Raw genomic sequence first — 24588 nt, 5'->3', positions numbered from 1 at the left:
CCTTTGGATTTCATTTTCAAATTATTCGCTTTCCTGCATATTCTCATCAGCTTTTGCAATCATCTGTCTGTACTGTTCTTTCACTCTTTCCGGTGCAAGTATCTGTACTTTGCCATTGAAGCCAAACACCCAACCGAAAAAAGTAGGACTGGCTGATACTTCGGTCTGTACTCTGAAAGACGTCATATCATACGCAAGGGTTGTCACATCTTCTCCGAAACGGTCAACCATTGTTTTCATCAGGCTGTTATCACACCGTAAATCCACCAAAACTTTCTCGCCTGAGAACATAAAGAAAACTTCCTTTGTGTAATTCTCAATATCAAAATCATCAGGCATAGGAATAATGTCCTTAGCCAGTATCTCCGGCTTAGAAGCAATACGGTCTACCCTGAAATTGATAACCTTGCTTTTCTTCTCTGAATATCCGAGAACATAATAATAGTCCCCACACCAGAGAAGTTTATACGGACTGAACTTATACACTTCGCCCTTATTCTTCAGAACCTTTTTCTTCAATCCGGTATAATCATAATACTGAAAAGAAATCTGCTTACCTGCATTGATGGCATCATTTATAGCGTCGATGATATAATATATCTGCTCATTATCCGGCTTAATTCGATTGACCACATAGTTATTACGTTTCAGCTTTGCCACCTGTCCCGGACTGGTCATCGTATGTATCTTCTCAATCAGGGTTTCGCTTTTCTTCTTTGTAATGAACTTCGATGACTCTACTGCATCTATCAGCAGTTTCAGTTCCGGCAATTCAAACTTACGACTGGCTACAAAGTATTTGCTCTGAGTAGAATGGATAGTAACAATGTCCATCCCAAACTCCTGAAGTGCTGCAATGTCTTTTGTGACTGTAGTTCTATGTGCAGATATTCCGTACTCATCATTCAATATATTGATTAACTGTGTTGTGGAAAGAGGATTTTCTTCATCAGTTCTTTCCAGTAAAATCTTTTGTAAATATAAAATCCTTGGCTTTGTTTCCATAATTTTTATATACCTATCGCTCCATCAATAGTATCTGTCTACTTTTTCTTTTTAATCTTAGGTGCTGACAATTCATCGTACATTGCATTAAATAGTCCTGTTAAAAATTTCTTATTATCCACATCTTCTACAAGCAGCATTTCCTTTGCCCCATCATACGGCAATTCATAAGTAGCTGTCGGCATATATGAAATTGCTGATTTTATCGGTTTTACAAGTAATCTGTCATCATAAATTCCGCCGACAATTTTACCACGATAATAAATAATATATTCGCCCATCATCGCACGGTAAGTAATCTCGTCCAATTCTGCCAACTGCTCTAATACAAATTCCAAATATTCTTTACTTGATGCCATTAGTTGTCCTCTGACCTAATTTCATTTTACTCAATTTATGCCTTCTTTATTGGGTGTCTTATTACTGTTTTGCATTTCTCCGGTGCAACTTTTCTTGGGTCTGATAAATAGATTTCGTGATGGCGTCGCTCACCAGTAAAATCATTTACATAACCGTTTTCTTCAAGATATTTATCCATCATTGCCACGGTTGCAGGTTCATCATCAAAAGCTCCTATATGCATTATTTGTACGCACAAACCTTCGTCAATACTCAAGAACTCTGCACCAGAGCAATCCATCTTTTTCTTTTTTGAAGCAGTTTCCACCGCCCAATCAAAATCTTTCTTTGCAATAAAATCAGGCATACGAATAATAGAAATCCAGTTGAAAGCTGATTTGTTGGTATAATCTACACTTTCAACATTGTCCTGCCACCAAAATCCCTCAAGCGGTGGTACAACATATTCAAAAAATCCGTCTATTTTGTAATCCGTCTTATAACTCATCTTGAGAGTATAGGCAACAGCATACAAAACACCAATAGCAGTTTTATATTCCTCGCCTTCTTCATTAGGATTTCCTTTACCTCGTACTGCTATATAATTTGCCTTTGGAATTGCCACAATCTGCGGCTTATTCTTCGGCATATAAAATTCTTTATATTCTTTCTTAAAATCGAATGCCATTCATCATTTCCTCTCTGAAAAATCATTTTACTTACCTTATAATTTATAAAACACAATTTGTATATATTTCAAATAAGGCTAATAGGAATAAATCTTCCATTGTTTCTATGACTTCTCCATCGTATCCTCCCGGAGAACCGTATGATTTATCAATGTTTTTATTTTTATTCCCATAGATTGCTGAAAACTCTGCAATAACAGTAACCAACTGGCATGTTTCTATTCCTTCGCAACTTTCAAAATTATATTCTACCGACAACTGCTGAATTGGTGTAGCCTTTTTGTCATTACTATTAAACGCATTAGCCAAAACATCTGTAATATGATTTTGATACTCAAACTCTTGATGTGGAATTGGTTTAGCAGCATAGTATTCTAAGCTACGAGTAAAATACTTCCCTCCATCGTAAAAAACACTTTTATCATCAGGGAAGCGTTTATTTAGCACACTTTCTATTGCAACCAAACACTTTTCATAAATACTGTACTCACTGACTCGTAAATCCAAACCGCAATATTCCAAAATTCTATTTTGAACCTCTTTAGTACAACAGCAAAATTCTCTATACATCTCTCTGTTGTAATAAAACAAATCATTATACATCGTGGCTATTGCACATAATGGAATAAGCCCTCTATCCTTATAATATTTAGAGATGAATGAAACCGCTTGTGCTTTTACGCTTTCTTGATGACGCTGTTCATCTCGCTTGTCCTGCCTTTTTTCAAACCTCTCCATACGGTTGCTTTGTCTTATTTGCAGGACTGCAATAATAACCGTGACTATTAAGGCAACCACCGCACAAATAATACTTATCCAATCTGAAACACTTATCATATAGTTTTCCCTTCTACTGTAAACGATAATTTACCACATCAATCACTGATGGTAGCCTGACCGTTCATCAGCATAGGTATCAACCAATCACGCAATTTAATTAGCTCACTAGTTTCATTAGCGATTTGTTTTTTCATTTGATATATAGGTCGTACATATTCAGAAAAATTTTTAATTATATTAGCTGGAGGCAATATAATGTGGCTGTCCTGTAAATGTTCACTAGTTATATGCCCCATTGTTGTTTTTCTTGCTTCAGCTATCTTTATAAAATGTATAAGATATTCTGACAACTGCAAATATACATATTCTGAAGAAAAATAGCTTTTAGGAACGACTTTAAAGATGTGTTGATTCAATCCTGCATCAACCCCATACCACATTATTACCTCTAAAGATGCTGACCATGAAAATAAAATATCTCCTGAAGAAATAATATTTTTAGCAGGAATTGTTGATGATACACGCTCAGTGTCATTAGTAATGCCACCATTCATTTCACGTATTTTTACAACTGGCAATGAATGTTCTTCGTCAGATGGACGATATTTTTGACATGCAATTCCATTGATATAATCCGCTATATCATAAAGATTACCGGAACGCCAATCTTGAGGTATTTCTTGTTGGAGATTTTTGTTCCACACTAATTGTCCTCCTGATGAATGATATGGATTTCCATTTTCATCTGGAAAGTTAAATTGAATAAACCAATAATTGTAAAGTAGCTTAGCTTGCTGCTCTAAATTATCGTTTATCGCATTATTATTGGCAATTTTTTCATCAATAGACCATAACAAATTTGCAATTTTTTGTTGAGAAATCACATCGGGAATTTCAACCTCAACATCATAAATTTTTTCAGGCGATGTATGCTTTACCTTCGTACCTGATGAACTACGTTCTAACTGCTCTCTTACACTTTTGGTCATAAAAAGATAATATGCAAATAATTTGTTCAAACGTTTTTCATCACAAGTAATCAGTCCTATTCGCTGATTATGCAAGTATTTATTATTTTCAGGAACTAACGCTGTACTTCCTAAAAGTCCCTCTGCCTGTTGTGTCATGGCAACTATCAAATCGCCTTTATGACACAAATATTCCTTTGGATAAGTTCCTGTATAGTAACGTTCTTTCCCATTATTAGGCTTAAATCCACCTTTTTCAAAAAAGTTTCCCGGAGTCAAAATACTTTGTTCTCCATCTTCTGCAAAATACTCTCCCTTAAAAGCCCAACCATGCTTTACGGATAGTATTTCTCCAAGTTTCATTCTATTCATACTTTACCTTCTTTAACTGTTCCATAATTTCCGTTTTCAGTTTGTCGCCCTCCGCAAAATATTCCTGCAACTTCTCTGCATAGGCACTCATACGAGCATTAAACTCGTCCTGTGACAATTCAACATATTCAATTTTTACATCAAAATATTGTCCCGCTGCAAGTGAATATTTCTTTTCTTTGATTTCATCATAGGTAACAGCAACTGAAAAATCATCAACAGCTTCTTTATTAAGGAATGTATCAACAATCTTATCAATCTCAAAATCACGAAGTCTGCGTTTTTGATTATTACCGTCCTTATATTCTTCTCCCAGTTTTGAAGCATCTATCAGTACAACCTTATCTGTTTTTCTTGAATTATCGAAAAACAATACTGATACATTAGTTCCGGTATTAGCAAATACATTTGACGGCATACTAATACAGCCATAAACTATATGCTCGTCCACAATATGTTGTAGTATCTTCTTTTCTACACCTGATTTTGCGGTTACAAATCCAGTAGGAACTACAATCGCACCTTTTCCGGTTGATTTCAATGAATTAAGAACGTGCTGAATGAACAACGTATAAATTGCCATACTCTCTTTCTTCTTGGCAGGTACTTTCGGAACTCCCGCCCAAAAACGAACGGGCATTGCTGCTATACGTTCTCTTGTATCTGAGAAATCCATCTTAAAAGGCGGATTTGAAACTACATAATCAAAAGTTCTTAATTCCTGTCCATTATCACTCTTATGATATGGAGCAATCAGCGTATCTCCTTGAATTGCGTGGTCAAGAGAAGATACCAAGCTGTTCAGGATAAGATTAAGTTTTAACATTTTATTACTTCGCTGTGAAATATCCTGTGCAAAAATCGTACACTTATCTTCGCCAATTTTATGGGCAAGAGCCATCAAAAGTGTCCCTGTTCCGGCTGATGGGTCATAACACTCAATGCTATGTAAATCAGTTGCATTTCCAACAAGCAATCTTGCCATAATCGTTGCAATAGCGTGAGGAGTATAATACTCTGCATACTTACCACCGCCTGCGGTATTGTAGTCCTTTATCAGATATTCAAATATATCTGCAAAGAAATCATAGTGCTTCTCAAATGCTTCTTCAAAAGAAAAGTTTACCAACTTATCAACCAAAGCACGGGCAAAAGGTGCTCTTGCTGTATCGTCCGTTACATACTGTGTCAGCTTTTCAAAAAGCGGTATTTTTGTATTCTGAGCAGTCTGAGTTGAAAATATATCAATATTCTTATCTGCTATATCTGTCATCGTGCTGTCAAAAATCAAATCAAAATCGCCTTTTGCTTGCTGATTCCACAAGTTGGCAATGAGATGTTCCGGGTTAAGCAATGGAATATCTGACGGTAAACTATCAAAAATATCCAATCGGTCATCTTCCGACATTTCTGCATAAACAAGTTCCCATTTTTCGGCATTTTTAAGAACAGGACTGACTTTTTTTACTTCATATCCGAATTTATCATTAAGGAACTTATAAAGGAAAACCTGAGTGATAATTTTATATTCGTTACCATCGTTTCCCATACCATAGGTCTGACAAGTTGCTTTTAAGGCATCTATCAACTCTATGGTTTTTTCTTTTATCGTCTTTATTTCTTCCATTGTGTTCTCCTTTATGCCACTGAATAAGTCTGGTTATACTGGTCAAGATACTGTTTTGTAATCCTGCTCTGTATAAATACTCTATCCTCACGAGCACTCGCTATTCCCAACTTATCAATGCCTGCTTTTATTTGTGTCATAACCGTTCTCTCAAAATATGCGTCTTTCTTCAATATATCATTTCTGTCATACACTTTCTGGTCAATATCAGACTTAATAGAAAGCAAAACATTCATAATAGACATATCATATTCTGAAACAATCGGCTGTTTATTTGCTGCTTTTCGAGCAAGATTTTCTTCCCTGATTCTTTTATGAACCCTTGCAAATTTCGCATCGCCATTATATTTTCTCAGCAGAACCGTGTTTTTCTTCTGCAATTCATCAAGCTTTTTCAGAATATCTTCCAATTCCTTTCCTTGCTCCTCAATCTCAGATACACTCTTAGGTTCAAAACCATGTTGCTTGAAGCGAAGCAAAAATGCTTCCTGCAAAGTAATAAACTCAGGGTCATCAGGGTCGATATTCTGAGTAAAGGCACGAACAGTCTTTTTATACTTTTCTGTTACTGCGTCTTTACCACCGACGATTTTCAATTCTTCCTCGCTGATTTTGCTGAAATTAAAAGTAATATCCTCCATTGCTTCATTGACAAGCAACTTTGTGGTATCATCACTTGCAAAAAGTTCTTTCTGATTTATGTTATCAATATGATGTTGCACCTCTGAAATCAATGATGGCAATTTTGTTAATTCCATTTTTGCAAATGTTTCCTTTAACTCATCATCGCCAAAGGTTCTTACCAAATTACAACAATCACGAGCAGCAATAAGAATTTTTTTAAGTTTAAGCAATTCCTGCTTATCCTCAATCGTGGATATTTCAGAACTAAATTCTTCTGCATTATCTGTGGTGTAGTTAAAAAGAACCTGCTGCACTTCCTGCATTTGTTTAATGAGTTCTGCCGGGTCTTCAATAACCTGTTTGAATGTATCTGTTTCATTTCCCGCACCAACTTCATTCGGGTCATTAAAACGGTTCAGCTCTTTGAGGTATGCTTCATTTGTTTCCTCAAAATTCCTTTTTATATTTGCAAAATCAATGACATAACCATAATGGTTTTCTTTATACGGTCTGTTGACTCTTGTAATTGCCTGCAACAAATTATGGTCTTTCAATTTTCGACCAAAATACAGGCGTTTCAATCTTGGTGCATCAAATCCGGTAAGAAGCATATTGAAAACGATAAGAATATCAACTGTCATATTATTTTTGAAGTCATCAATAATCTTATCTCTTGTATCTTTGTCATCACTATCGTGAAGTATAAGTCCAGCTCGCAAATGACTTTTCATAGAAGCGTCTTTATTAAGTTCTGCTTGAATTTCATCAAAATACGCAAACAGCTTCCTTGCCTGCTCACTTGTTTCACAAATGACCATACCGCCGAGCGTATTATCTCCCTGAATTTGTCTAAATCTCTTTAGGTCAGAAATAATATATCTAAGCAACTCTTTGACATAGTTATCGTGTTCAACAATCTGACTTTTCTTTACGTCTTTCTTTTCTACCAAGGTTTCAAGTTTTTCATAAATTTCAGAAAGTCGCTCCTTATACTGCGTTTCTATATCCTCACGGATAATTTTCAGCGTATATCCATCTAAAATTGATTTGTCATAATAGTATGTATGAATATAATTACCAAAAACTCTCCAAGATTCTCTTTCTTCTTTCAAAAGTGGTGTTCCTGTCAACGCAATCTTAATCGCATTTTTATCCGCATCAAGAAGATTAGCCAAGAATGAGCCTTCTGGTTTATATCCTCTATGTGCTTCATCAATAATAAACACTCTCTGCAAATTCGTTGCATACGCAGGAAGGTCAACTTTTGACCTATCTTCAGCAAAACGCTGTATATTTACAACTGTAATTTCTGGTTTTCCAGTATTTCCCTCTTGTGCCTGATTGTTACGGAACTGTTCCATAAGTTCAGCACGGGAACTTGCTGTTTTTACAACCAATCCACGAGCTTCAAATTCTTCTGAAGCCTGTTTCAGCAAATCAAGGCGGTCAACAATGAAATAAAACTTTGCAACTTTATTTTGCTTGCTAAAATAGTCAGAAAGAACATAAGTCAGGTAATAAGAAAGGGCTGTTTTTCCACTACCTTGAGTATGCCATATAACACCTGAATTAACACCTTCATCAATCTTACTTCTTACTGTTAATGCAGCAAACATCTGTTGATAACGCATTATATGTTTCTGCTCAATAAACTCTATCTTGCCATTTATTTCTTTATGAAAACGAACATAGGCAATTCCATATTTTAATATAAATAGCAATCTTTCAGGACTACACATAGATGTCAGTACACGGTTGGTTGGTGTATAGGTATCTAAATTTGTTTGATATTCCGGAGAAGTATGAATAACCTGACAATTAAAGTCAGTCAATATCTTCTTTTCAACAATCGAGTCAATATCCTTATATGGGAAATCTGCATTATAAGGTGCAATATCCAAATTAGTAGGATTTTCTTCTCTGAAACAGTTGAACGGTGCAGACTGTTTTGCCGTCGTACAGTAGAATGCCCCCTGAACCGGAACAATACCACCCATAGTGTCATATTCCATATTATTAGAAAAAATCATCAACTGTGTAATATTCAAAAATCTCCTAAATTTTTTATTAGGAAATCTCTTTTGGTTCATTCTCTTGCTTTCTGCAACCATACCGCCGTGATTATTCGGCTTCTTTACTTCAACAAACACAAGTGGAAGTCCATTTACAAACAACGTAATATCAGGTCTAAATTCATCTTGGTCACGCTTACAAGTGAACTCAGCGGTAAAATGATATGTATTATTTTGGGGATTTTCAAAATCCACCAATCTAACAGGCGAAACAGACGATAAACGCTCGTAAAAACTGCGTCCTATATCATCATTATCTAATTCCTGCCTAATAGTTTTCAATGTCTGTTCCGCTTCTCCTACGTGAGTAGGATTAAGCCGTGCAAACTGCTCCTTAAAAACATCTATTAAGATATTGGTATCAGGGTCATATACTGTCCCTGCCATATCCTCAGTTATTTTTCCAAAATAAGTATAACCAAGGCGTGTCAAATGAACCATTGCTGGCATTTGGACACGGGTAGCTTCGTTAAACATATTTTTCTTACCACTTGCCGCCATCTTCAGACCTCCTCATATCATTCGTCTAATATGACTTCACATACATCGCCAATATCACAATGAAATACTTTGCAAATTCTCATAAGCACATCAAGGGATACTGTTTCATTCTTATTTAATTTTGTTGCAACAGACGATGAAATTTCCGCAGCACGCATTAAATCTTGTCTTTTCATTTGATTATCAATCATAAGTTTTTGAAGTTTATTGTAGCTTATTCTCATCTGTAACGCTCCTTCGTATTCTCCGTTCCTTTTGGTTACAGTTACTCATTTGACATTATACTATAAATAATCTATTTTTTCAAGATATAGGGGTTTATTCGCAACTCCTATCCGGCAAGGTGTCACTTTTTACAAACACCTAATACGACTCTTTTAAAGAATAATAAAAAAGAGATGCCGAAGCACCTCAATTATACATTCTATTATTAACATTCATCGCAAGCGTTAAATTCTTTTCCGACCACTCCGAAACAAGCTCCGGGTGTACTTTTGCTAAACTGTTATTCATAGCCAAACCTCAACCTCCTTGTGCTTAGAGTATATGAAGTTTTGGCTTTATCTTGTAGTTTGCGAATATCCGTATAAATAGAAAAAGCCCTTTGAGAAAAGGATTTCTCCTCTCTCAAAGGGCAACCTGACAAACTGGAATTTGGCGTTCCATCACTATTAGTTCAAAAGGATGTGCATCAGAAAACCAATTAAAACGCAAACAACAAATGTTGTCAACGCAGTACCTATAACTAAAAGAATTTTTTGATAAGGACGTTTGCCTATTTCTCGTTGCTTATGAATATCATCCAAAAGTTTTCCCTCAGAAAATGCGACAATTTCTTTATAGGTTTGAACATCATTATCTTTTTTTACCTTTTCAACCTTAAAGGCAAAGTACATAGAGATTGCCCAAATGATTCCCCAAGGAATGAATGCCCAAACACCAAGCCACATAAATAGCGGAACTGCAGAAACAGCAGTTGCAATTAGCATTATAGTGTAGGATTTTCCATAGCGATTCATCTTTTCAATTTCTTCTTTTTGAATTACATCTTTCATAACTTCAATATCTCCTTTGATTAGATTGTCAAGGGAAATTTGAAAGATTTCACTCAGTAATACCAAACTATTCACATCTGGATAGCTTTTATCATTTTCCCAATTTGAGATTGTTTGCCTTGAAACATAAACACGATTGGCTAACTCCTCTTGGGATAAATGTGCTTCCTGACGATGCATTTTTATTTGCTTTCCAAGTTCCATCTCGTCACCTCCTTGCATACTCATACTAATCGAAAGGTCTTATTTTCGCTATCAAAGTGCATTGACATCTATGTTTTCCGTGTGTCAAAGGTCTTTTACAGACCGTAAACTTCCGATTTGTATTTCTATTTGTTTTAAAAATGGGCAACTCCGATTGGAATTGCCCACTCATTGTACTAATTATGCGATTTTTTCTTGCTTGCACCGATTTCTGCATCAAATGATGTAAGTTTGATGTAAATCGCTGTTTTTTAGTTTTTTATCAAATGAAGTACGTCCCGTCTATTCGGTAAAACGGTACATCTTTACATCATCTTAATAGAGCTTTGCACCTGCTGGAATATGGTCATCAACCATCAGAAGATGGAGCTTTTCTTCGCCTTCTTCTTCGTGGATAGCACTGAGGAGCATACCGCAAGAGTCAATGCCCATCATAGCTCTCGGTGGAAGATTTGTGATAGCGATAAGCGTCTTTCCAACCAGTTCTTCAGGCTCATAATAAGCGTGAATACCGCTTAAAATAGTTCTGTCTGTGCCTGTTCCGTCATCAAGAGTGAACTGTAAGAGTTTCTTTGACTTCGGTACTGCAACACACTCTTTAACCTTTACTGCACGGAAATCTGACTTGCTGAATGTGTCAAAATCAACTGCTTCCTCAAACAAAGGCTCAATCTTTACCTTAGAAAAATCAATCTTTTCAGGCTCAGCTTTCACTTCTGCAGCTGCCGGAGCTGCTTCGGAAGTCTTGGAAGCTTTCTTATCAGCGTCCAGGGACTTCATTGTCGGGAATTTTTTTAGCATTTCTTCGTTATTCTTCATAACGCTTCGCTGGGCTGTTTCTATTAAATTGTCTTCTCTTCATCATTATTCATGATGAACCATTGTCAAATTATATTTGTTGTCAATTTGATGTCATTTGGTTCTTTCTGTTGTCAGATGGAAGTCTTCATAAGCCCTTCTTAAAATACATCCATTGTTGCAGCCAAATGTTCAAATGTTTCCTGTTTTTTCTCCTCGGTCGCTTCCGCATAGATATCCATAGTAGTCTGAATATCCTTATGCCCCATGATCGACTGGATAACCTTCAGATTGGTTTCTCTTTCACAAAGTCTTGTACAAAAAGTGTGTCTCAGATTGTGTGCCGAAAAGTTGGGGAGCAGCACTGGCTCTCGATGCTCTTTTCTTGCTTCTACTTCTTCCGTCGCATTGTAGGAAGAAGATATCCTCTTGATTGCCCGATTGACTGACTGTGCATTCATTATATTTCCATAACGGTTACAGAAAATAAATCCTGTCATTCCATCAATCTCTGCATCCGTCCAGCCTTTCTCTTTCTGTTCTTCCCAGATCATTTCAAAAGCATCTTTTACCGCATCCAGCATAGGAATCGTCCGCATCCCAGCTTCTGTTTTCGGTGTTGAAATGTGATTTTCTGAGGCACGATCCTCACCTACCGGATAATACGTCAGATTATGATTAACGCAGATAATCCGCTTCTTATAATTGATGTCTTCCCATCTCAATCCCAACACTTCACCGATACGACAGCCAGTTCCAAGAAAAACGGTAAAGATTGGCCACCAGTGATAATAAATCGGATGCGTGGCAATATATTCAATAAATGCTCTCTGCTGTGGAATTGTCAGTGCATGTCTCACACCGGTTTTCATACCCAAATTTTTCTTTAACTCTGCCATGACACCATCCGAAGGATTTTTTCTGATAATGTCATCCCTCACTGCCAGTTGAAAAGTCGGATGCAGTAACGTATGAACTGTTTCCAGTGTATTGATCTGCAATTCTTGTTTCTCAACCAGGTAATTATAGAATTGCACTACATCTGAATACTTGATCTCTGCTATATTCCGCTTTCCAAATGTATCTCGCACAAAGCGGTCATACATATACAGATAATTGCTCTTGGTCGTCGGTTTCAGATTGTTTTTGAGACTCATGTAACGGTCAAATACAAAATTTACAGTAGCCTTTCCGGCAACATAGATATCCAGACCGTCCATCTGATCTTTCAAGAGTTGTGCTTCTTTTTCCCGAAGCGTTACAAGGTCTTGTGCATAAACATATTTACGTCTTCCAAGTGGGTCCGTATAAGTATATACATACCTCTCATCGGAACGTCTCTGTGATTCACCTTTCCGCAGGACTCTGCCCCGCAGATCTTTTCTTGTCTGTGCCATATAAATCCTCCTTCAAATAAAGGAAGGACTCCATATTATTCAGGTCTGTTCAAAACTTTCTCCAGTCCCTGCAAGACAACTTCTGTCACAGTCATTTTGTGTTTTCCGGCATAATCACAGATACGCTTATACATAGAATCTTCCACCCGGATACTCAATACTTTCTTTTTTACATTTTCCGATTTTGGTCTCCCTGTTCTCGCCATATCTGTTCTTATTCCTCCACATCCACATTATAATTTTCGTATGACAAAAAGTCAATCCCTGTTTTTCGTCCTTCCGCAAGTTTCTTCTGTTTTCTACGCAATCCGAAATGTCTCCAGATATTTCTCAAAGATCTCACAATTTACAAGCGCAACTTTATCAATCTTGTACACTGCTTTCGCCTCTTTTGCCAGCTCTTGGAATTTTGTCAGCCCAATGCTGTAAAGTTCTGCCCCTTCCTGATAACGGACAAATTTCTTGGCTATTTTCTTTGTCTTTTCTACATCTTTACGTGCATATCCCATACACGACACCTCCTTTTGGGCATGAAAAAAGCAGCTACCCTATTTTTTTCATAGACTAACTGCTCGTGTTAAGTTCCATATTCAGTTTTATTCTATAAATCCGACAGTGAAATTCGGTCATATGCGCCATTTTTCTTATCTTCCGGGTGTGGTTCCAGTCCGATAATCGTAATGTCTTTCTGGTCTGGTCCATAAACCCAGTACATTCTCATTGCGCCACTGGTTTTGTTTTCCAGATAAGACTGCCACACTTTCATTCCATAACGTCTGGACAATGGCTCTATCTCATGGGTTTGAAGACTTGGATACCCTGGATCTGCCGATAACAGCTTTAAAGCCTTTCCCCATTTTTTATACAACTGTTCTTCCTTCTTTTTTATATTCCCAGAACGATATTTCTCCTGCAGATCTAGCCAAAGTTCCTGCATTTCAGGGATTCCCATTCGTATATTAAAGTTCATTCTTTGTTCCTTTTAAAAATCTGACAGGTCAATAGCCGGAGAAACATCTCCTCTTTTAAAGTTACTTACTGCACGATCCATATCTGCCAGGGTTCTGGCTGAAATGCTCTCTGGCACTGCCAGTTCCCGAGGTTCCAGAATAATGCAGCCATTTCCATATTCTTTTACATTATAATACTGATAAGCAGCTCCTCTGAGGGTAATCCTTTTTTTATTGTCCAGATGAGCAACATAATCTTTCATTGCTTCCATTATCAACACCTCCTACGCAAGCATTTGTGTGGGAAATCCCACCTCTTGCTATTATAATACGCTTTTCTATATTTTCTGTCAATCCAAATTTACTTATTCCTATACACTTAAAAATATCCATACGCCGGCAGGTGGCAGACGGCAGATAAGGTATCTATAAAACGCTGTACCTTCTTAATCTGTCTGCCACCATCCGTTTTTTAATCAGATATTCCTGTTTATTCTTCATTCGGTCTCTTACATCACACATTATCTGCCTGAATGTTTTCTGCTTTTTCACTTTCTTTAGTACACTCATAATCTTCAATGCTTTCCGTCAGTTCATTCTCTATTCCCTGTTTTAATCCATTAAGAATTTTCTCACCTTTTTCTTTATGAACTTTTTTCATTGAATAAAGTTTTTTTGCTCCAACTATTAGTCCTACCCCAGCAAGAGTTGCTGTTGCACCAAGCAATGCGCCTTTTCTCATACCGTTTTCTTCAAAAAAATCTACCATAATTTTCATTCCCTCTTTCATATCCCCATCACCGATATTTTTCAGACCATGCGTCATATCCGGTGCAGCTTTACATTCATTAGACAATAACTCTGTTATTTTTTTACTAAGATCACTCATTTGCATCCCCCTTTACATTCTCAATGTTTTTCAATAAATATTCCAGGCTTTTTACCTTTGTTTCTTCATCAACTATTTCCTGTTCAAGCTGGGCAATAGCCTTCTTCTTATTTTTTATATTTGCATTAACCGTTACAAGATTCTCTTTCAATATCTTTTTTATTTCCTCCGAATCAACAGTAGAATTCTTTATTGCTTCACCTTTTTCAATATTCTTTGCTACAAAAGTTCCTAACAACAATGTCGAGGCAGCAACAATTCCTCCTATCGGATTAGCCAATGCAGCAGCATATTTAGGCGTATTCCTTGTGAATTCTCTCAACATTGCATCAGTGATAACACTCCCCTTCTTCCGCGAATCCATATTAGCCTTTAATTTCCCTGAGCGAATCCATCTTCTAACAGTTTCTTCAGACGTATTCATCATTTTGGCAACTTCTTTTACTGTGTACGTGTCCAAAGAATCTCACCTCCTAAAATCAAGTATACATTTTAATGCTACATTTGTCAATTTTTATAGCATTAAAATGTAGCATTAAATTCAACGATCTATACAATTGTTAAACGGTTCTGATTGGTTGGATTATTCTTTAATATTAATCACACTTTTAACCGAATACAGTTTTCCTGCTTCTCATTTATCCAATACTCCAGTTCATTCTTCATCCGGCTTCTTACATCACGCATTGTCCTCCCGGATATTCCCTGTTCCTTTGCTTTGTCGTCTAATTCCCTGATTGAAATTTCGTTTTTATCAACAAGCAGTTCCTGAATCAGCTTTGCTCCTCGTTCCAGCTTTGTTTCGGTTGCTTTTCCTTCTTTTCCATCTAACAATTCATCTGCCGAAATTTCATAAGCTCCCACCCATCGGAAACCTTCTTCATCTCCCAGTTTAAAAGCCATTGTCTCCCCTGGCGGTGCAAGAGAACTTTTTTCATGAATCAACACTCTCGTTGTCGGATCTTTTCTCACTTTTCCAATAAAAATCAAGCTTCTTACTGCTGCCATGATATCAATAGAGCCAAGCCCCCGGTAAGTACTCTGTGTCCCAGAAGATTTGTTCAAATGACCAATCAGTACGATAGCACAACTGGTTTTCTCTGCAATCATACCCAATTTGCGAAATACCGGACGAACTTCATTTGCCCGGTTCATGTCCACATCTGCTCCGATAAATGCCTGTACCGGATCAATGATTACAAGCCGGACATGATTCTGTCTGACCGCTTTTTCAATCCGATCATCGGATAAGGTCAATACTTCTTCCGAATCATCAATTACCATAACCCGGCTCAGATCTGCTCCTGCTTCCACCAGTCTTGGCTTAATAGTATCGCCCATGCCATCCTCTGCTGTCTGGTAAATCACATTGAATGGCTCAATATCTTCCATGTTTGGAAACAACTTACGGTTCGTGCACGCTGCTGTCAGCATCATGGCAAAATAGGTTTTTCCCTCTCCCGGATTGCCCTGAATAATTGTTAGTTTTCCAAATGGAATATAAGGGAACCACAGCCATTCCACACTGGTCTGTTCAATATCTTTATAACATAACATCGGCACCAGTGCTTCTTTCTCCTGCATTTTCATTGTAACGGTTTCCTGTATCACTTTCTTTCTGTCAGCATTTTCGTCACAGAGAATTTCATTCCAGTCTTTTCTGGCAGGTTTCAACCGGATCACACGATATCCATCCGGAATTTCTCCTGCCAATTTTTCACAAGCTTCATTTCCTGCGTGATCATTATCCAGGCACAGGAAAACCGAAGTAATCTGAGGGCGTTCAGAAAGAAAAGTCATCAGTGCCACACTGGAGACTCCGCCCAGGCTCAGGTAGCTACGTTTCTTCCAGTCTTTTGGAAATAACTGGATAAATGACAGCAGATCAATGGCTGCTTCAAATACAAACAGTTGATTATCCTCTCCTCTGTGACAGAATCCATAAGATTTATCCGAACCAGCTACATCTCCCCGATATTTTATCCCGCCAGTTCCCCTGCAGTGCGCATATCTCGGAATACCGTCTGCATCTCTGCCGACAAATACAACATTATGGTGTTTCTTTTCTTCGTAAATATTCCCACCGGCAATCCATTCCTCCACCAGATCTTTCTCAAGCCTCCTGATTTCTGTCAGATATTTTATGACCGTCTCATTCGTTTCACTTTTCTCCGGTAACCGGAAGTCAGGTGACGGGGCGAGGCAGGACTTCTGCCTGCCTTCGCCTTCTTCATCGATCAACATCTTCACCGCTTCCGGAAATGTGGCATGATAAAATTCCATCACAAAATCCACCGGATAGCCACCCTTATTCTGGCTATGACGATACCAGCGATTTCCTGATACCGTTACACTGTCATGCTTTTTCCAACGGTATTCTCTGCCACTTTTTACCAACTGTTCTCCCCGTGCATTCAGAAAAGAAGCAAGATCTGTCTGGTTTGCTCTTGCGATCTGTTCTTCTGTATACTGCATTTTCATCATCCTTTCCCGTCTGTCCTGCAACAGATTTTTATAAACTTATCTCATTACTTCGTTTTTTCTTCATTTGTCGATTTTTCACTTTTTCTTCCTCAATCAGTTTCTGGTTCTCCGCCAGTCTGCCATGAATAGAAGATTTCTGTTTCGATTCCTGCTCCGGCATTTCTCTTTTTTCTTCTGAAAGCCCGGAAGTATCTGTTTCTGGCATTTCACGATCTCGCCTGGCAATATCAGCACATCTCTGTACCTTTTTCACAAAGGCAAGCTCATCCTGATAGGGCTGATTATCAGCTTTTAATTCTTCAATCATTATACGGAGATCTTCTTTTTCTTTTTTCCATCTGGATTCTGGCAGCCGTCCCTTTTTATCCCGGTATGGTTTTAGTTCACGCTCACATTTACGATAATAATTGATCGCTTTTTTATGCTCCGTATAAAACTTTTCCCGTCTTTTCTGGAAAAAGAAGTGGTTGTATTCATCTATCAACGGCTGATTCTGCTTCAATACCTGCATCTTCTTTTCCAAATCTTCCAGGTTTTTCAGTTGTTCTCTCTTTTCACTGATTTCAGCTTTGCTGGCAGAAATAATTCCATTCAGTTCCTGAATTCGTGTTTGTAAATCGTCCATTGTCTCAATGTTGTGTACCTGAAGATAATTGATGGATTTTGCAAACTCCTGTAAGTTTGAAATTTTCTTTCCCCTTCGTTCCATCTCCGCATAAAAATTTGAAAGTTTCGGGCTATTCTGCGTTTTTTTATCATAATAATCTTGCAGACTCTCCAAAAGCGTCGGGTTCTGCTGCCTTCGATCCAGTTCCATTTTCATTTCTTCATAGGCTGTTTTCATCCACTGGATAGATTCTTTTAAGGAAATGAACATCTGATTGAATTGCCGGATCGCCCGATTCAACTCTCCAATGATTGTTTTGATTCCCTTCTTCTCCATTGCTCTGACTTCGTACCCTTCATGAATTGTCGGGATCAGATCAATTCCCTGTTCTTTATAGGAACGATGGTCGATTCTTGCTGCCATATGACACTCCCGGAATTTATCATTCACTTTCTCGGTCCATGCCTTTCTCCATTCCTTTAAAAGTTCAGGATCGTTCCAACCGGTAGTAGAAACAGCATTGAAGACATACTTTCCTTTGGCATCTTTTATCCTGTTTCCTTCTTCGTCTAAAACATATTCCCGTTTCTGTTTATTTCCCCAAATTCCTTCTTCTGTAAAAGGACGAATTGGAGCAAGTACATGAAAATGAGGATTATCCGGTTCATCTCCATCTTTTGATTTTCCCTCATGAACTGCCAGATCCACAATCATGCCACGTGCCACAAATTGTTCCTGGCAAAATTCTCTCGCCAGTTGGATATTCTCCTCTAACGTCAGTTCATTCTGCAATGCAATGTCAAAAGAATAGGCAAGCTGTGCCCGCTTGCCCTTTTCTGCTCTCTCTACCTCGTTCCATAATGTTTCCCTGTCTGATAATCGTTCCGGCACATAATCCGGTTTGAGGATTTCTGTAAACATCACACCGGATTTCCTCGTGTAATCATGGACTTGTCCATAATAATCGTTATACAATTTTTGCCCGGAAATATACGCAGCCGAATTCACCACTGTCTGCCCTTTTCCTCTGGATACCTGCTTTACAGAAAAATGATAAAGTGCCATCAGCTATCATCTCCCTTCGTGGTTTTCTCTACTTCTTCAGCAATCTGCTGTCGTTCCTTTCTTCCTGCCTCCAGATATCTATCCCGGACTGTATCTCTGTTGTATTTAAGAACTTTCATTTCATTCATTACTTTCTGGAAATCCTCCTGCTCAAGATCTTTGGACATAGGAAACGCTTTTTCAAACTCAGCACCTTTAACCACCAATCGGTGTGATCGTTCTTTCCTCTCGATCAGCTTTTTTCTCTGTTCCAGAATATTCTTATTGTGCATTGCCTGTTCAAGTTCCTTTTTACTTTTTTCCATGTTGGCTTTCAATTCTTCCAGTGACATGGATTCATATTTGGGGTTCTTCTCTCTGGTCATTGTCTGTCTCTCCTTATTTTCACAAACAAAAAGAACCAGCTTTCTCTCATAAATGCTGATTCCCTGATATAAATGAGATAGGCACCTGTGCCGCAAGGGGAGCTATCCCCTTGTCCGAAATCTATGATTTCGCTACATTCCCGGATTAAGATTTCTCAAATCCGGGAACAGCACCGCAGGTCGCACGATACAGGCAGATGTAATTGCCTGTATAGAAGTGCGCTCTTAGCTTGCTAAGAGAATTATGCCGTATCCGGCGTGCTATTTTCATCATCCGTAAATTCCATCATCTCATCAATGGTACAGTCCATTTTTTTACAGATCTTCTCAACTGTCTCCATGGACACATACTTGTTTTTTCCCATCCGGGCAAGAATATTTCCGCTGATTCCGGCGAGGTATTGCATCTCTACTCGCTTCATATTTTTATCAATGAGCATTTTCCATAATCTGTTATAACTCACACCCATAATCCACACCTCCAACCACTTATTCCAGATTAGTCAAATGGGATCTCACCTTCTGCTGCTTCCATAAATCCGTCCTTATCTGTTTTCGGTGTACCAGTTGAGTTTTCACCACCGCTGTTGTCCTTGTTCTGAGCAAATTCATGCTCTTCCACAATTACATCCGTGGTATAAATCATCTTTCCATCCTTGTCCTTATAATTACCAGTACTGATACGACCACCGATCACAATCCGCATTCCTTTATGAAGATATTTCTGTGCAAACTCTGCACTCTTTCCAAATGTTACACAGGAAATAAAATCTGCTTCCTGTTCCCCATCACGTTTATATCTTCTGTTTACTGCCAGCATGTATCTTGCTACTGCCATATCATTATCTTTCCCGGCATATTTAATTTCCGGATTTTTTGTCAATCTTCCCATTAAAATAACCTTATTCATAGTCATTATCATCCTTTCCAGGCATTTCGCCCTGTGAATATTATTATCAGTTACTTTTTCGCCAGCGGTTTCCGTGCGTTTCCCTGTCACCTGCAGCCATCTCAGACTGCCTCTGCCTGCATATACAGGTCACTGACCATAAGGCTCCGGTCAGCCGCCCATCATCGGGAGTGTCATTATGATCTCGCTCACTTTCAGAAAAGAAAGGTCATGGCAAGACTCCTGGTAGACTTCCAGGGTGCACTTATCAGTTGTCAAGGTTCAACAAAGGAACATTTTCAAAACGTCCTCTAATTACTAAAGTCAAATGACCTGGCACGATGCAAAAAATTCGTGATATTTTTTTGCGTTTTTATTACCTTACCTTTTGTTTTCGTTAGTTCCTTCATATACTCTGTACTGAGGCGTATAAAAACGGACATGATTTTGAAAAATAATTGTTCCTCTACCTATAAAGCTTTAAAAACGGTATTTACCAACCCTCTTTTGCAAGTTTGTTATACATAAATGAAATATTTCTTCACTAATTACCTGTCACATAGAACGTGAGGGCAGATATTTTCTTAGAAAAATCATTTTTCCACTAATCACACGTGGCAAAGGATATAATGTCAGATGATTTTGAAAAAAAGCAAAAAAAATAGGCACTAACCATTTACGGTTAATGCCCTTTGGGATAATCATTATTTATCTGTTTTTATCTGATTGCGAAAGTACACTTGCAGCTAAACTCTTTGTTGTTCCAGAATACTTATTACTGTTCATTACCATAGATGCCTTTGTTTCCATAGCTTTACCAGTAATTTTTCCGGTGTTTCTCTGTGACAATACACTTGCAGCTAATGACTTCTGAATTTGAGAACTATTATTCGATCTCATAATTTTTGAAGCCTGTGTTGATAATTTCTGTCCACTTGATTTTTTATTCATGTTTTGTCTCTCTTTCTTTTTAAGAGAGAATGTGATCATCAAACATTCTCGAACATATTGTTACTTATAATTTATTTATCGTTCTTTTCTTTGGCTTCTTTACGTGGAAAGCAAAATACCTTTTTGCCAACCTGCTTAGCATATAAACGATTTCCATTTCTTAATGTAATATATGCTGTAAAAACCATGTCAGTCTGGTCACATTTTACCATGCAATCTGCCTCCTTTCCAAAAGATTTTTCTCAGACGAATCCGAAAAAGTATGGAAATTGGCAGAAACAAATACTAAAATATATTTGAAAGATATGGTTTTAGTAGATGATCTTTTGTCTCTGCTATTTCCGCCAGAGTTCGTTTGAGGCCCTAATCTCAAATGAACTCTTTTTTTGGAATCAGAAAAGTTGCAAGCCTTATATCATAGTGACTGCTTCATTCAAATCAAACAGCATTAAATTCATTTCTGGAACTAATACGCCATTTACTCGATACGACAACTGACTCAAATCCCAATCACAAATTCTTGCAATCGTGTTAATCAAATCTTTTGCATTCCATCGAACCGACAAAACACCATTTGATTTTTCCTTATAAAACTGTACTGACTTATCATCATGTTCATCACATGCTTGAACCGCAATCTGTTTATCAGATTCGTTTATCAGAAGCTTTACATATGTTGGGTATTTCATCTTCATGATTACAGATTTGTTGAATGTAATACCATTACTTGTAATCGAAATATATGGTACACCCTCGCTAAAGTCAAACGTCTTAAAATTTGATAAATCAATCACTCTGCTCGCCTCCTTTCTGTTTTCTATATGATTATAACATATTCATCCATTCTGTTCAATCCTATTTATTTTCTTGTTTTCTTTTCGTCTTTTATTTGTTTTTTATTCATCTTTTGTTCTTCTATTATTTTATTATTTATTCACTTGTCATTTTGTACATTTGTATTAAAACTCATGCGAATACTTTTTATTTAAAAGAATTTAACTGAAAACAGATACAATTTTTATAGTAGTCAAAACAAAAGGCACTAACCATTTGCGGGTAATGCCTTTTCGGTTAATCATTATTTTCTATTTTTCTTCTGTCAGCTTCTGATACATTTTCATCAATTCTGCCACACAATCGGCTTCCGACATTTTAGTGCTGAATCCATAAGCCTCCATCACAGCTCTGTTGTTTGCGTTATGTGCTTTAAGTAATTCCGGCGGCATAGTCAACGGGTCATAAAGATCTGCAAGACTGCTATTTGGATAAAGTGCTCTGGCATTTAAGATTGCCTGTGCAGTTTTCTTTATCTTTTCTTTTTGTTCATCCGTAGGTGACGGCCATGGGAAATTATTGTAAACAATCGTATTAGAATAACTATAATCACTCTTTAATCTGCCACATACAACTCTTGTCCATGCCATATGAACATTCGACATCAATATACCAAACTCATAGCTTGTTGCAGATGGCATTGTAAAAAGTTTATCACCCGGAATAATTTCACCATCCAGATAATCCATTGGAATATATCTTCTGTTTTGTGATGACACCTTCGGTATCGCTATATACGGAGAATCATATTCAAGTATTGATGCAAATAATCCTGGAGTATCTGCAGCTTTTCTTGTATTATTTCTCGTGCTTGCCATTCTAAATTCACGAACTTTATCAATTCTTTCTCTGACAAGCGGACACCGTTTCAATAATGATGGATCTGCCCCAACCAGCCATATACAATATCTTGGTTTTCTATCAATAAAATCTTTTCCCATCATATAATGTCTGATGAAAGATATTGCCTGTGGCTCTTTAGATATCAATTCTTCTTTTTCTTCTTCCGTAAGTATCAAATATCCGCCATCTATTGCCTGTCCTCCTAATGAAATAGGTGGAACATCTGATAAAGGTTTCATTCTTTTTTCAATTGAAATATTATCTGCATCCAGCAGATAACCATTAATATTTTTTGCTACTATTATATCGTCCTTGGAATATATCTTCTTCTGATACTCTGCACCATTTTTTCTACTAAATCCTATAATGACACAATGTACATGTGCTTTGATTGAAGCCTCACTATCCCATATAAATGTTCTATATGCATAATCAATTTGTATTCTATCTTCAAACAGTGGTTTCCACAAAATGGAAACGCTCTCTCCCTGAGTAATTGAATTAGTCGATACAAGAGCTGCTCTGATATTTATATTTTCCTTCATGTAATCAGATGCCTTTTTATACCAGCAACTTACATAATCGAGATTACCTACACTTTTCCATCCAGCAAATATATCAGCAACATCTTCTTTTTGTTTTTCTCCCATCCACCTTGCACCAACGAAAGGTGGATTCCCCATTATATAAGATAATGACTTAGCCAAAACAACGCTGTTCCAATCTATCTTCAGTGCATTACCTTCTGCAATATTTACATACGTCTTCAACGGAAGGAAATCATCATTGAACCCATATACAATATTTTTTGTTTCCTCCATCATCTGTGATTCTGCAATCCACAAAGCTGTCTTTGCTACTGTCACGGCAAAGTCATTGATCTCAATTCCATAAAATTGTTGAATGGATACTCTGATTGGATTATGAACATCTCCCAACGTCATCTGACCACCAACTTTTTCACGAATGACTTCATTTTCTAACCGTCGAAGTGATAAATATGTTTCCGTCAGAAAATTTCCCGAACCACAAGCCGGATCTAAAAATGTCAGTAAAGCCAGTTTATTCTGAAATTCATCCAGACGTTTTACTTTTGTCCTCTGCACCTGTATTTTCAAAATCTCATGAAATTCCGTCTGCAATTTATCGAGAAACAACGGATCAATCACTTTATGTATATTGGAAATACTTGTATAGTGCATTCCACCGGATCTTCTCGTTTCTGGATTTAACGTTGACTCAAACACTGCCCCAAAAATTGTAGGGGATATATCACTCCAGTCAAAATCTTCAGAAGCTTTGGTCAAAAGTAATTCTTTGATTTCTTCTGTCAACGGCGGAATCTCAATAGTTTCATCTGAAAACAATCCACCATTCACATACGGAAACTGTGCTAAATCTTCTTCTAAATATTCGTCTCTCTCAGAGACAGGTGTATCCAAGACTTTAAACAGTTCCAGTAATGCACGCCTACAGTCTTTCACTTCATATGCTTTCAGATAATCATGGAAAATATTCCGTTTTCCAAAAATCCCAGCATCCTCGGCATAAAGACAGAACACAATTCGAACACATAAAGCATTCAGACTTTTCAGTTTATGCTCTCTTTTCTCTTTTTGTTCAATGGTTTCCTCTTTCGCTTTTACTTCTGGAATCTTATACTGTGTAAGGAATGCTTCATAAAGCAGTCCAACAATATCTCCTGCTTTAATCGATACTTCCATCTCGTGAGAGATTTTCTGCACATCTTTCTTTATTAAAATATCAAGCAACGGATACTTACTCGGTATTTCATCCAATGATATTTTTACTGCCTCCGGTACTCTGGCATTCATATCATAAATCCATATATCAGAGAAATTGCTGGTAATGATCCAACGTGCCTTTTCATCATATGGGAGATTATCATTATATCGTTTTGCTTGATCATACGGCGTCAGTTCTATTGAACCAGAATTCATAATCTTATGGTCCAGTGCTTTACCAAGACTCTTTTGTTCAATCAATACATGCGTTTCTGGAATATACACATCAATTCTTTTTGTATTTCCATCTACCACAACTTTTTTCTCAAATTCCACACGATCTGTCACATTCTCCATTCCAAGAACGTTTGACAGAAAATCAATCCAATATGATCTTCCATCCTCATCTTCTCTTCCTCTCCCCTTCCATTTATTTGCAAATTGGCGGGCAGCTTCCCTCTGTTCTGCATCGGTCATCGTTTTTTTCCTCCTGCGTATCCGTAAGCTCTCATATTCATAATCTATTAACTCAGAC

At 37.4% G+C, this 24588-nt stretch carries 25 protein-coding genes and 1 pseudogene; all 26 read right to left on the bottom strand.

The window, feature by feature from the left end; all coding sequences use genetic code 11:
- Window positions 1-21 precede the first annotated feature (21 nt).
- Window positions 22-1005, bottom strand: coding sequence for a helix-turn-helix transcriptional regulator (locus LKD46_RS13425; protein WP_110103172.1), 984 nt, complete (start codon window positions 1003-1005; stop codon window positions 22-24).
- A gap of 38 nt (window positions 1006-1043) precedes the next feature.
- Window positions 1044-1364 (bottom strand): TfoX/Sxy family protein, encoded by a 321-nt coding sequence (locus LKD46_RS13420; protein WP_110103171.1) that lies wholly within the window; start codon window positions 1362-1364, stop codon window positions 1044-1046.
- A 35-nt stretch (window positions 1365-1399) separates the two neighbouring features.
- A complete protein-coding gene (locus tag LKD46_RS13415) occupies window positions 1400-2032 on the bottom strand; it encodes a GyrI-like domain-containing protein (RefSeq protein WP_015526682.1) in 633 nt (210 codons plus the stop codon).
- A 43-nt stretch (window positions 2033-2075) separates the two neighbouring features.
- Window positions 2076-2870 carry a hypothetical protein gene (locus tag LKD46_RS13410; protein ID WP_015526683.1) on the bottom strand — a complete coding sequence of 265 codons (795 nt, stop codon included), beginning with the start codon at window positions 2868-2870 and terminating at the stop codon, window positions 2076-2078.
- A gap of 38 nt (window positions 2871-2908) precedes the next feature.
- A complete protein-coding gene (locus LKD46_RS13405; protein ID WP_110103170.1) occupies window positions 2909-4153 on the bottom strand; it encodes a restriction endonuclease subunit S in 1245 nt (414 codons plus the stop codon).
- Window positions 4146-5780 (bottom strand): HsdM family class I SAM-dependent methyltransferase, encoded by a 1635-nt coding sequence (locus tag LKD46_RS13400; protein ID WP_180214239.1) that lies wholly within the window; start codon window positions 5778-5780, stop codon window positions 4146-4148. The genes LKD46_RS13405 and LKD46_RS13400 overlap by 8 nt, the downstream gene beginning before the upstream one ends.
- A gap of 11 nt (window positions 5781-5791) precedes the next feature.
- Window positions 5792-8977 carry a type I restriction endonuclease subunit R gene (locus LKD46_RS13395; protein WP_173740862.1) on the bottom strand — a complete coding sequence of 1062 codons (3186 nt, stop codon included), beginning with the start codon at window positions 8975-8977 and terminating at the stop codon, window positions 5792-5794.
- 17 nt (window positions 8978-8994) lie between these two features.
- Window positions 8995-9201: a helix-turn-helix domain-containing protein gene (locus tag LKD46_RS13390; protein WP_008789334.1), complete on the bottom strand. Its 207-nt coding sequence runs from the start codon at window positions 9199-9201 to the stop codon at window positions 8995-8997.
- Between the two features lie 447 nt (window positions 9202-9648).
- Complete coding sequence (locus LKD46_RS13385; RefSeq protein WP_110103169.1) at window positions 9649-10236, bottom strand: helix-turn-helix domain-containing protein; 588 nt, start codon at window positions 10234-10236, stop codon at window positions 9649-9651.
- A 315-nt stretch (window positions 10237-10551) separates the two neighbouring features.
- Window positions 10552-11025: pseudogene (locus tag LKD46_RS13380) on the bottom strand (lysine--tRNA ligase); the annotation flags it as partial.
- A gap of 170 nt (window positions 11026-11195) precedes the next feature.
- Window positions 11196-12431 carry a site-specific integrase gene (locus LKD46_RS13375; RefSeq protein WP_015526700.1) on the bottom strand — a complete coding sequence of 412 codons (1236 nt, stop codon included), beginning with the start codon at window positions 12429-12431 and terminating at the stop codon, window positions 11196-11198.
- A 35-nt stretch (window positions 12432-12466) separates the two neighbouring features.
- Window positions 12467-12637 carry a hypothetical protein gene (locus LKD46_RS13370; RefSeq protein ID WP_015526701.1) on the bottom strand — a complete coding sequence of 57 codons (171 nt, stop codon included), beginning with the start codon at window positions 12635-12637 and terminating at the stop codon, window positions 12467-12469.
- Window positions 12638-12730: 93 nt separating this feature from the next.
- The gene (locus LKD46_RS13365) at window positions 12731-12940 is read right to left on the bottom strand and encodes a DUF6462 family protein (protein ID WP_005609464.1); all 210 of its coding nucleotides are present in this window, start codon (window positions 12938-12940) and stop codon (window positions 12731-12733) included.
- A 92-nt stretch (window positions 12941-13032) separates the two neighbouring features.
- Window positions 13033-13401 (bottom strand): hypothetical protein, encoded by a 369-nt coding sequence (locus LKD46_RS13360; protein WP_015526702.1) that lies wholly within the window; start codon window positions 13399-13401, stop codon window positions 13033-13035.
- Between the two features lie 12 nt (window positions 13402-13413).
- On the bottom strand, window positions 13414-13653 hold the full coding sequence (locus LKD46_RS13355; RefSeq protein WP_005609451.1) for a hypothetical protein: 240 nt from the start codon (window positions 13651-13653) through the stop codon (window positions 13414-13416).
- A gap of 242 nt (window positions 13654-13895) precedes the next feature.
- Window positions 13896-14270, bottom strand: coding sequence for a hypothetical protein (locus LKD46_RS13350; protein ID WP_044961323.1), 375 nt, complete (start codon window positions 14268-14270; stop codon window positions 13896-13898).
- The gene (locus LKD46_RS13345; protein WP_044961321.1) at window positions 14263-14730 is read right to left on the bottom strand and encodes a helix-turn-helix domain-containing protein; all 468 of its coding nucleotides are present in this window, start codon (window positions 14728-14730) and stop codon (window positions 14263-14265) included. Before LKD46_RS13345 ends, LKD46_RS13350 begins: the two co-directional genes overlap by 8 nt.
- 140 nt (window positions 14731-14870) lie before the next feature.
- Window positions 14871-16745, bottom strand: coding sequence for an AAA family ATPase (locus LKD46_RS13340; protein WP_015526705.1), 1875 nt, complete (start codon window positions 16743-16745; stop codon window positions 14871-14873).
- Between the two features lie 37 nt (window positions 16746-16782).
- Window positions 16783-18426 (bottom strand): MobQ family relaxase, encoded by a 1644-nt coding sequence (gene mobQ / locus LKD46_RS13335; RefSeq protein ID WP_110103167.1) that lies wholly within the window; start codon window positions 18424-18426, stop codon window positions 16783-16785.
- Window positions 18426-18791, bottom strand: a complete 366-nt coding sequence (locus LKD46_RS13330; protein ID WP_015526708.1) for a DUF3847 domain-containing protein — start codon at window positions 18789-18791, stop codon at window positions 18426-18428. The genes mobQ and LKD46_RS13330 overlap by 1 nt, the downstream gene beginning before the upstream one ends.
- A gap of 242 nt (window positions 18792-19033) precedes the next feature.
- Window positions 19034-19261, bottom strand: coding sequence for a helix-turn-helix domain-containing protein (locus LKD46_RS13325; protein ID WP_015526709.1), 228 nt, complete (start codon window positions 19259-19261; stop codon window positions 19034-19036).
- 29 nt (window positions 19262-19290) lie between these two features.
- Window positions 19291-19701, bottom strand: coding sequence for a single-stranded DNA-binding protein (locus LKD46_RS13320; RefSeq protein WP_015526710.1), 411 nt, complete (start codon window positions 19699-19701; stop codon window positions 19291-19293).
- A gap of 687 nt (window positions 19702-20388) precedes the next feature.
- Window positions 20389-20631 (bottom strand): hypothetical protein, encoded by a 243-nt coding sequence (locus LKD46_RS13315; RefSeq protein WP_044961316.1) that lies wholly within the window; start codon window positions 20629-20631, stop codon window positions 20389-20391.
- Window positions 20632-20702: 71 nt separating this feature from the next.
- Entirely contained in the window at window positions 20703-20843 is a 141-nt protein-coding gene (locus tag LKD46_RS13310) for a hypothetical protein (protein WP_015526712.1), read from the bottom strand.
- Window positions 20844-21041: 198 nt separating this feature from the next.
- Window positions 21042-21425, bottom strand: coding sequence for a hypothetical protein (locus LKD46_RS13305; RefSeq protein WP_180214226.1), 384 nt, complete (start codon window positions 21423-21425; stop codon window positions 21042-21044).
- A gap of 291 nt (window positions 21426-21716) precedes the next feature.
- A complete protein-coding gene (locus LKD46_RS13300) occupies window positions 21717-24530 on the bottom strand; it encodes a DNA methyltransferase (RefSeq protein WP_227574221.1) in 2814 nt (937 codons plus the stop codon).
- Between the last annotated feature and the right edge of the window lie 58 nt (window positions 24531-24588).

The organism is Blautia fusiformis (genome assembly GCF_020686995.1).
In the GTDB taxonomy this organism is placed as follows: domain Bacteria; phylum Bacillota; class Clostridia; order Lachnospirales; family Lachnospiraceae; genus Blautia_A; species Blautia_A fusiformis.
This window is presented reverse-complemented; position numbering and strand designations above follow the sequence as displayed.